The organism is Skermanella aerolata KACC 11604 (genome assembly GCF_000936425.1).
GTDB lineage: Bacteria > Pseudomonadota > Alphaproteobacteria > Azospirillales > Azospirillaceae > Skermanella > Skermanella aerolata.
On sequence record NZ_AVFK01000092.1, the window covers coordinates 1 to 10,087 of the forward strand.

A 10,087-nucleotide genomic window follows, 5' to 3' on the forward strand; every position below is an offset into this window, starting at 1 on the left:
CACGCCGATCGTGACGTGGCCGGGCGAGTTCATGCGCGGGCGCCACACCTACGGCTTCTACAAGCTGATGGACCTGGACGACTGCGTCGCGGCCGACCACGCGGAGTATGTCGAGCTTGCGCTGAGGCTGGGCCGCGATAGGGACTTCCGCCGCCACGTCACCCGCCGCGTGCTCGACCGCGTGCCCGCCCTGTTCGACCACGACCAAAGCGTCCGCGCCATCGAGCACGTCCTGGCCGCCGGACGCTGACAGGAAACCTGAACGCAAAGGGGCGCCGGGCTGATCGAGCCCGGCGCCCCAATCGGCGTCGTATCGCGGAAGCGGCTTACGCCGGCTTCTGCGCCACGAAGATCATGCCGAACACCGGCCGGCCGGCACTGTTGCGGAGCTGCTCGCGGGCACCGGTGACCACCTTGAAGCCCGAGTCGGTCAGCACCTTCTGGACATAGGTGCGCCGATGGGCGAAGCGGCCGGCGGCCGATACTTCGTAGTCCGCCAGGAAGGATTCCTCGACCGAGAAGACGAACAGGCCGTTCGACTCGAGAACGTCGAACACCTTGGTGACGAACCCGTCGAGGCGGCCGATATAGCCGCAAACGTCGGCGGCGATGGCGACCGAATACTGCCGGTCGATCTCACCGAGCGAAACCTGGAGGTCGACCGCTTCGATCTGGTCGTAGATCTTCTTGTCGAGCGCCTGCACCAGCATGTTGCGGGAGATGTCGACGCCCTTCTGGAAGTCGGTCAGGTCGCGCAGCATCACGCCGGTAAGGCCGGTCCCGCAGCCGAGATCCAGGACGGACGGGAAATGGGTACGGCCCGGGGTGGCCTTGAGCAGATAGCGGCGGACCAGACCCGGCACCCGGTAGCGCAGCTTCTCGATGACGTCCGACTCGTAGTAGCTGGCGTAATCGTCGAACAGCCCCGCGACGAAGTCGGAGGGGATCGACTCCATGTCCTCGTCCCGAAGCAGCGATAGCATGTGCTTCGATTTCAGGTTGGTCGGGTCGAGTTCGATCGCCCGCTCGAACGCCTTGACGGCATCGGCGTTGCGCCCGGCAATCCGGTGCAGGGCGTTGCCCATGTTGTGATAAAGCTCAGGCGCTTCGACAAGCGCCAGGGTACGTTTGCAGACCTCGGCGCTGCGCGCGTATTCCTTCAGGGAGTTGAGGACGCTCGACAGGTTGACGGCCGCGTCGATCATGTCGGGATGGACGTCCAGGACGGCCTCGAACAGTTCGACCGCCGCCTTGAAGTCGCCCTGCCCCGTCATCGCCAGACCCAGGTTGATGTAAAGCTGGGGGTGGTGCTCGGGTTCGGAATTGTTGATCGCCTTGACGTGAAAGACCACGGCTTCGTCGAACATCTTCATCTGCTGAAGATGAACCGCCAGATTGTTCAGCAATTCCCAGTCGCGGGGGTTCAGCATGACGGCGGAGGCCAGATCCTGGATGCCGTCGCTCAGTTCGCCCTGCCGGGCGCGGCACGTCCCGCGAAGCGCCAGCAGATCGGAGTCTTCCGGCAGCCCGACGAGCGCCTCGTCCACCAGGGAACGGGTTTCCTCAAGGTCCCCACGCGTCAACAGGATCGCTGCGCGTTGCTTCAAATCCGCCAGTCCTGCGGCATCGGCCGGAATTTGCAAAGCTACTTCAGCAGACATCAATTCTCTCCAGCTTTCGGCCTCTGGCCGGATGTTGGCGGGCATCGCCAGGGCGACCGTCGGTCAGGCCCATCCGGCGGCGTATGCGATTCTCATGCGAAAAGGTTCAGCTTCCACTGGTCCGCACCACCCGTTCCGCTACCGGTGTCGGATGCCATCAGGAAGCGCTTGGCCAGTTTGTCGACGAATTTCGGGTCCTTGAGGTCGGAGACCTTCATGCGCTTCTCGATCGCCGCCGCCTGCGCCTCGACCGACTGGTTCGCAAGCTCCAGGGGCAGGCCGAGAGCGGTCGTCACGACGTGGCGGAGACGCGCGTCACCCAGGATGTCGTAAGTGCTCCTGACACCCGAGGCGTTTTCCTTCAGGTACATCGCCAGCGGAACGCCCGAGTTCTGCGTCGCTAGGCCGGCGTTGTACTTGTTCTTGACGTAGAGTTCGGCCAGATCGTCCTTGGTGGATTCGCGCTGGACCTGGCCCAGCCCCTTCTCGCCCAGCTGGAGCAGGGTGGCCGCGGCTTTGAAACGCTTGTCCACCAACTTGTTCATCAGGGCGTCGGAGTCTTCGGCCTTCTGAGTCAGGACCTTCTTTAGAAAGCCCATCTTGTCGGTTTCCTTGCCCAGGTCCGTCGCATCCAGGATGAACTTCATCATGCGGCGGTCTTTGAACAGGTCTTCGACGGATTTCACGCTCTGGATATTGTTGCGGAAGTAATCCACCTCGGCCTTGACGTCCTTACGGGCAGCCAACTTCTCGACCGCCGCATCGCCTTGCTTTACGGCGAGCTGATAGGCCGCGATGGCCGGCATCTTGAAGAAGGCGATGCTGTTGGACATGGTAAGGCTCCAGGTGGTGGCCAGCCCCCTCAGACGGCAGGGAGTTGGGTCGGCAGTCCGGCGGCCGCGGTCGTCGTCTCCGGCATCGCCGCCAAGCCCTCGATCATCTGGGTATTGATGTCGATCAGGAAGTCGACGTCGAGCGTGCCGGTGATGTTCTGGTCGATCTCGCGGATCACGGCCTGTCCGATCGAGATGATCTGCCCGCGCAAGGGCGCCGGCAGGCGGTTCTGGTCGTCCTGCAACAGCTTTATGATGGTCATCCAGAGAAGCTTGTTGTCCGATGCGGCCCGGACGAGATCCATGCCGTTTGGATTCGCCTTGCCCTGGATCAATCCGAAAGTGACGCGCTTGAAGAGATTAGCCTCTTGCGAGCGATAATCCGTCTTCATCATCGCCGCTTGCTTATAAGCGTTGAGCTTCGAGTTCATTGCGACTTCCGTTCAGAACCGCTTTTGTGCTGGTCTTAGGTGGATATGAAGCTTCGGAACCGCCGGAATGACCCGTGAAGCCCATGCCCGTCCTTTTCGGGCCGAAACCCGAAAAGGACGGGCGGCGGGCACGGACCTTAACGGAACAGGCCCAGGAGCGACTGCGGAGACTGGTTGGCGATCGAGAGCGCCTGGCTGGAAAGCTGCTGCTTGACCTGCAAGGACTGCAAGCGGGCGCTTTCCTTCGCGAGGTCGGCGTCGACGATGGCGCCCAGGCCGGTGTTGGTCGCGTCGGCGATCGCATTGTTGAACCCGATCTGGTTCGTGATGCGGCGGCTGTCGGCGGCCAGCTGGTTCATGGCCTGACCCAGGTTGCCTTCGGCGTTGGCCAATGCGCCGGTCGTGGCGATCAGGGCCGCGGCGGCGGTGTAGTTGGAGGCGCTGGTGAGCTGGCTGTAGACCGCGGACGCAAGGTTCTGCGCCGTCACCGTGATGTTGCCGCCGTCGACGTTGGAGATGATCGCCTGGTTGGCGCTGGAATTGATCAGCGTAATGTTGTTGTACTTGGCGTCTTTGATGAAGTTGTCGATATCGTTCTTCAGGGTATTGTACTGGTTCTCGTAGTTCGTACGGTCAGCACCGGTCAGGGCCTGGTCGGCCAGCTTGGTGAGAACGACACGGACGTCCTGAAGCGACTTGGAGATGTTTTCACCCGCCTTCACGGCGACGTCGATCATGCCCTTGCCGACTGCCAGACGCTCGTTCACGGCGCCGATCGCCTTCACGTCGCTGCGGATGCCTTCCGCGACGGCATAGGACGCGCCGTCGTCATAGGCGTCGGCGACGTTCAAGCCGGTGCTGATGCGCTTCTGGGTGGTCGAGAGGGAGTCGCTGACGTTGTTCAGGTTCTTGAGGGCGATCATCGCCCCGACATTGGTATTGACCGAATTAGACATCTGTGCCTCCATTTTGGATAGATTGCGGTCTTCTTCCGCGTGTTAATCGTAAGCCGTATTCGTAAAAAAACGCTTAACCGCACTGTATACAGGGCTTTCCGCCATAGCGCCGGTTGTGAGAATTCGATAGGGCTATGGAGTTTGCGGAACTTCCGCGCGCGGACCGAAAAGATCGGCCGGCCGCCTGAAGAACTCCCCCGCGCCGAGGAGTCGCCGACACCTTGCGGCGGCATCCCGCGCATTCACCGGCAGGCGCCGCACCCCTGGATAGCATTGCGGCGGTCGATGGAATGCCGAGCGGCCGCGATGCTCAGATGAAGTCGATCAGGTTGACCTTCTGCAAGGTCGCCGTGACCTTGTAGGAGGCCTGGAGCTGCGTCTGCACCAGCTGGAGCTTCGAGATGGTCTCGGCCATGTCGACGTCCTCGACGTCGCCGACTCCCTGCTTCAGCGTGACCGTGGTCTCGTCGTGCTGGGTGTCCAGCGCCTTCATCCGGGCGGCGTTGGAGCCGAAGATGCCGACATGGTTGTCGACGAGCTTGGCGGCGCCGTCGAGACTGGTGCGCGTGGTCGTCAGCATCGTCTGGAAGTCGTCGAACGATGCCGGATTGCTCGGGTCGTAGGTCAGGTTGGCGGCGGTGGCGAGGCTGCGCAGGATCTCGCGGAAGGGCTCGATCTGCCCGGCCGGCGGGGTCGGAAGCTCCGGCCCGTTCGCCCGCACCTGATAGGTGATGTCGAGGTTGCGGTCGACCCGCGCGGTCAGCGGGGACGGGTCGGCGGCCTGGAGGGCCGTCGAAAAGTAAGTGTTGTCGGTGGCGATGGCCGTGGTCGCGGCCAAGGTCGCGGGCGCACCGTTGGCGGCGTAGGCGTTCACCTCGGTCTGGACGTCGGTGAAGAACTGGCCGGCATTGGGAAACGGCTCGTTGCCGATGTCGCTGCCGGCGAAGATGTAGCGGCCCTCGACCTTCGTGTTGAGAAGCTGCGCCACTTCGTTGTAGCCGCGCTGCGCTATGTCCTTGACGACGGTCTGGTCGGGGGGCGGGTTGCCGCTCAGCTTGGTGAGCTGGTCGCGCACGTCGCGCGCCACGTTCTTGATGCGGTCCATCGTGTCGATGGCGCTGGTGACCCGGAGCTGCGCGGTGGCGATGTTCTTCTGGTACGTGTCCAGTTCGTTGACGTTCCCCCGCAGGTCGATCGACTGGCGCACGTCGCTGCCGAGCGCGCCGTAGACGGTCCCCTTCTTGCCGGTCGAGGTCTGCTCGCTGTACTCGGTCATCCGGGCCTGGATCGCCAGATTCTGGGTTTGAATCCGAAAGAACTGTCCGGAAGTTGAGATTGAGGTCATAGCCGGGCTCCGTTCTCAGATCAGCGCACGATCGAGATGAGGTCGTTGAACATCTGCCGGTTGGTCGAAACCACCTGGGCAGAACTGGAATACGAGCGCTGCAACTGGATTAGCAGCGAAACCTCGGTATCGAGGTTGACGCCTGATTGATCCGATAGCTTGGTCTTCAGCTGGTCGCGCAGCGACGTGGCGGATTGAAGCTGCGACGTCGCGTTGGCCTTCTCGTTCACCTGATAGCTGACCAGCTCGGTGGCGAACGATGCAAAATCCGTGCTGGCCGGCAGCGACGACGTCAGGTTGGAGTTGGGGCCGAGGCCGGCGGTCTGGAACGTCTGGCCGCTTCCCAGGACGCCGTCGACGATGCTGCGCAGCAGCGTGCTGTCGGCGGCACCCGCCGAAGTCGCGTCGTCACCGTCGCGCAGCAGCCTGGGATCGTCCCGGATGGTCTGGGATACCTGCATCTGGTTGGCGTAGCCGATCGACGCCGTCGTCGGCAGGTCGGCCGGAACCACTCCGTTGATGTCGGTGAACAGCGTCAGGCCGGCGGTGCTGAACGTCTCGGACAGCGTCTGCGAGAACTCGTCGAGCTGCGCCTGGAAGCGCGGCAGGGACTGGTCCCGCAACTCGATCAGTCCGCCCAGCCTGCCGCCGCGCAGCTGGCCGGTGACATCGGCGCCGGTCGTCGAATCGCCCAGGCGGATCGGCGGTATGCCGCCGGGATAGGCCACCTGCGGGCTGATGACGGTCGTGGCGATCGACAGCGGCTTGTAGGTGTCTTCCAGCAGCGGCTGGCCGTAATGGTCGAGGATGGCGATCGAGCCGTCGGACCGCTTCATGACGTTGATGTCGATCTGCTCGGCGACCAGCCGGACGGCCTCGTCGCGCTTGTCCTCCAGATCGGGTTCCTTCTGGCCAAGCGCCGTCGAGGTGCGGATCTTCCGGTTCAGGTCGTCGATCGTCTGGAACTGGGTGTTGATATCGTCGATGGCGCTTTCGATCTCGCCCTGGACGTTGGTCCGGATCGTGTTGATCCCTTCGGCCAGCCTGTTGGTGGTTCGGGCGAGGTTGTCGGCGAGCGACACCACTTCGTTCTGAAGCGGGATCGAGCTTGGCGAGTCCATCAGCTTCGCGAAGCCGTCGCGCATCTGGTTGACCACGTTGCCGAGCGAGGTTTCCTGTTCGGGATCGCCGTGGAGCATCTCGACCTGGCCGAGATACTGGTCGAGAACCCCCAGCCTGGAAACCCGCGATTCCTGCGTCAGCGTCTCGCGCTGAAGCGCCGTGTCGACCTCGCGCTCGATGTTGCCGGTCTGGACGCCGAGGCTCTTGCCGTCCATGACGACGGTGGACTGGGTGAGGACCTTGCGGGTGTAGCCGGGAGTATCGGCATTGGCGATGTTGCTCGATACGGTATCCAGTCCTTTCTGGACTGTCCGCAAGCCGCTCATCGCCGTACGCAGGGAAAGGTCGAGGCCCATTTCATCCACCATTGACCGCAGGTTCCACCTCATGCGGACCCTGCCGACAGTCACTAAGCAAATGCCGGGCCAAGACCTGCGGAGCCATGGGATACACGGGTTAGGCGCCTTTCCGAACCTGGGGTGGTGCAGTCCGGGAAGGCATTGCCGGGCGTCCCACGCGGCAAATTCTGCCGGGGCCGCTGCATGGTTTGCCGACACCTAATGAGTACCGAAATACCACTCCATACATCTTTTGGCTTAATTCTTATTCGAATAGGAATGTGAAATGATGCTTTTTGAAATTAATGCAATTGTTTCTCTGAAGCTGGATCATTCATGCAGCAACTCACCCTTCGCCAACGCCTTGCGGCGCTCGCAGCCAGCTCGCTTCTCGCGGTCGGGCTGGTCGGCACTATCGGGACCGGGGGCATCGTCGCATCTAACAGGGCCGCGACCGAACTCTTCGACATGTCCGACGCGCTGACCACCCACATGCTCGGCGACATGATGCACGACGCCCTGCATTCCGACGTGCTGACGGCGCTCCTGTCGATCAACCAGGGGACAGGCGAAGCCGATTACGAGGAAAACAGGAAGAACTTCGACGAGCACGCCGAAACCTTCCGCACGGCGCTGCGGACGAATGCGTCCCGGACCTCCCTGGATCCGCAGATCAAGGCGGCCCTGGACGGCGCCGAACCGGCGCTCAGCCATTACATAGCGGCGGCCGAAACCATCATCCGGCTGAGCAAGGACAGAGGTGTCGAGGCCCAGATGCGGATGCCCGAATTCGTCCAGGCATTCGAGGAACTGGAAGTCCGGAACGAGGAAATCTCCGAGCTTATCGAGCGCCGCAAGGAGGAACGGGCGGCCCGCAGCGAAGACACCAGCCAGCTGGCGGTCGTCATGGGCATCGGCGTGACGCTGGCCGGTCTGGCCGTCACGATCATGCTGTCGGTGGTGACGGCGCGCAGGATCACGCACCCGCTGGCCCGTGCCGCCCAGTCCATCCGCAAGATCGGCGAAGGCAGCCGGGACATCGTCCTCGATCCGGGTGCTGACGACGAGATCGGAGAAGTCGCCCGCGCCATCATGACGATGCAGAAACAGGCGGTCGACCTGGACGACATGCGCAGAGGCGATGAAGAACGCCGGCAGGCGGCGGAACGACGCGCGGCCCAGTCGGCCACGGCGACCGTCCGGTTCAACGGCAGCATCGCCGGCATCGTCGAAGCCCTCATCGAAGCGGACCGCGATCTGCGGACCGTCGCCGACGGAATGTCCGCCCAGGCGTCCACGGCCAGCCGGCAGGCCATCGCCCTCCAGTCGGCGGCCGGCCAGACCGCGTCGGCGGTCCAGAGCGTCGCGTCGGCCGCGGAGGAACTGTCCGCTTCCGTGATCGACGTCGGGCGGCGCACAACCGAGGCCGCCGAGGTGACCAGCGAAGCCGCCGCGCGGACCGAGGAAACGACGGGGCGCATCCGCCACCTGGCGGAGGCGGCGCAGAAGATCGGCGTCGTCGTGGACATGATCAACGGCATCGCCAACCAGACCAACCTGCTGGCGCTGAACGCCACGATCGAGGCGGCGCGCGCCGGCGAGGCGGGCAAGGGCTTCGCGGTCGTCGCCCACGAGGTCAAGGCCCTGGCCAACCAGACGGCGGGAGCGACGGCGGAAATCGCCGCCCAGGTCACCGGCATCCAGGAAGAGACCAAGCTGACGGTACAGGCCATGCACGATGTCGCGGCGACAGTCGACCGGGTGCGAGACATCGCCATGACCATTGCCGAAGCGGTCCGGCAGCAAAGCCGGACCACCAGCGAGATCGCCCGCAACATGCTGGAGAGCGCCGAGTCGACGCGCGAGATCACGCTGAACATGGGCAGCGTGTCGGCGGCGATCAGCGATACCGACGCCGCGACCGGCCGCATGACGGCGTCGGCGGGGATCGTGGGCGCGCAGGTCGAGACCCTGCGGGCGGAAGCGGCACGGTTCACCGCGCAGTTGAAGGAGGCCGGCTGAACCCTTGGGAACGGCGCCGAAGCGGCACCGGCTGCCCGCGCGAGCGGTATGGGGATGATCCGGAGGGCGGCGCGGTGCTAGTGTGCCCGCGCAGAGTCCCATGCCGCCGGTCCACCCGGACCGGAGCCTCCGATCCTCCAGGCGCCGTCCCATGCTAGCCCAGCTCCTTACGATCGCCCAGCACCATCACCAGGCCGGCCGCCTGGACGAGGCGGCGCTTGCCTGCCGGCAGGCGCTGGATTTCAGCCCCTCCCCCAGTGCGCTCCAGGTGATCGGGCAAGTCGGCGTTCAGGCCGGAGACTGGGACCTGGCGGCCGATGCCTTCGGCGCCCTGATGGGCGTCCGGCCCGACGATCCCGACATCGTCCTGGAATACGGCATCGCCTGCCGCCATCGGGGACGGCTGGAAGAGGCCGCCGATGCCTACCGGCGGGCGATCGACCTGGATCCGTCCATGGTCGAAGCCTGGGTCAACCTTGGCCATGTGCTGATGAGCGGGCGCGACGCCGCCGGGGCCGCCGGAGCTTTCGCCGCCGCGGCATCGATGGCGCCGGATCTGGCGGCGACCCATGCCAGCCTTGGAATGGCGCTGCTGGGAGCCGGCGATCCAGCCGGCGCCGAGTCCGCCTTCCGCGACTCGGTCGCGCGGGACCCGGCGAGCGGGGCGGCGCTGGCCGGACTGGGAACCGCCCTGTTGCGCCAGGGCCGCCTGTCCGAGGCGCTCGACGTCCATCGGCACGCGGCGGCGCTCGACCCGGCCAGCGCTTCGGCGTGGCACGACCTCGCCCTTGCCCTGACCGCCCGGGAACTGCCGCAACCGGCGGCGACTGCCGCCGGACGCGCTATGCGCTGCGATCCGGCCGATCCGGTGGCGGCGCTGACCCTGGGCAATATCCTGCTGGCCCTGAACCGAGTGGAGGGCGCGGAAGCCGCATACCGCCGCGCCGCCTCGCTGAAACCCGGCATGGCGGAAGCCTGGAACAACCTGGGCTACTGCCTGAACCGCCTGGACCGGCCGAACGATGCGCATGCGGCCCTGACGCGGGCGCTGGCCCTGGAACCCGGCTTCGCGCCCGCTTGGTGCAATCTGGGCGGAGCGCTTGCCGGCACCGGCCGACATGACGAAGCGATGGCGGCATGGCGCCGCACCCTGCGGGTTCAGCCCGACCATTCCGAAGCGCTGATGAGCCTCGCCAACGCCTTCCTGCGCGACAACAGGTTCGGCCTTGCCGCCGCGACGCTCAAGCACGCCCTGTCGGGCACGCCGGACTTCCCGCGCGCCCAGACGGCGCTGGGCAATATCCTGCTGGACCAGGGCGAGACCGGCCGTGCCACGGCGTCGTTCCGTCAGGCATTCCGGCTGGGCGGCGATCCGGGGC

Annotated in this window: 8 protein-coding genes and 1 pseudogene; 3 read left to right on the plus strand and 6 right to left on the minus strand. The window is 64.9% G+C overall.

All coding sequences use genetic code 11. From position 1 onward, the window contains the following. Positions 1-250, plus strand: a pseudogene (locus N826_RS37315) (hypothetical protein); the annotation flags it as partial. Between the two features lie 76 nt (positions 251-326). Here N826_RS37315 and N826_RS37320 read toward each other — a convergent pair. From N826_RS37320 to flgK, 6 genes are all read right to left on the minus strand, one after another. Next, positions 327-1,661, minus strand: a complete 1,335-nt coding sequence (locus tag N826_RS37320; protein WP_169789495.1) for a tetratricopeptide repeat protein — start codon at positions 1,659-1,661, stop codon at positions 327-329. 92 nt (positions 1,662-1,753) lie between these two features. Then, positions 1,754-2,494 carry a DUF1217 domain-containing protein gene (locus N826_RS37325; RefSeq protein WP_044437557.1) on the minus strand — a complete coding sequence of 247 codons (741 nt, stop codon included), beginning with the start codon at positions 2,492-2,494 and terminating at the stop codon, positions 1,754-1,756. Positions 2,495-2,523: 29 nt separating this feature from the next. Next, complete coding sequence (locus N826_RS37330; RefSeq protein WP_044437558.1) at positions 2,524-2,925, minus strand: flagellar biosynthesis regulator FlaF; 402 nt, start codon at positions 2,923-2,925, stop codon at positions 2,524-2,526. Between the two features lie 137 nt (positions 2,926-3,062). Next, entirely contained in the window at positions 3,063-3,881 is an 819-nt protein-coding gene (locus tag N826_RS37335; protein ID WP_044437563.1) for a flagellin N-terminal helical domain-containing protein, read from the minus strand. 310 nt (positions 3,882-4,191) lie between these two features. Next, complete coding sequence (locus N826_RS37340; protein ID WP_044437559.1) at positions 4,192-5,226, minus strand: flagellin; 1,035 nt, start codon at positions 5,224-5,226, stop codon at positions 4,192-4,194. A 20-nt stretch (positions 5,227-5,246) separates the two neighbouring features. Beyond that, a complete protein-coding gene (flgK, locus tag N826_RS37345) occupies positions 5,247-6,716 on the minus strand; it encodes a flagellar hook-associated protein FlgK (protein WP_044437560.1) in 1,470 nt (489 codons plus the stop codon). A 306-nt stretch (positions 6,717-7,022) separates the two neighbouring features. Here flgK and N826_RS37350 point away from each other — a divergent pair, with 306 nt between their 5' ends. Together N826_RS37350 and N826_RS41075 are read left to right on the plus strand one after the other, a co-directional pair. Then, positions 7,023-8,708: a methyl-accepting chemotaxis protein gene (locus N826_RS37350; RefSeq protein WP_052832760.1), complete on the plus strand. Its 1,686-nt coding sequence runs from the start codon at positions 7,023-7,025 to the stop codon at positions 8,706-8,708. Positions 8,709-8,859: 151 nt separating this feature from the next. Continuing rightward, positions 8,860-10,087 (plus strand): tetratricopeptide repeat protein (locus N826_RS41075; RefSeq protein WP_169789496.1); only part of this gene is annotated, 1,228 nt, incomplete at its 3' end.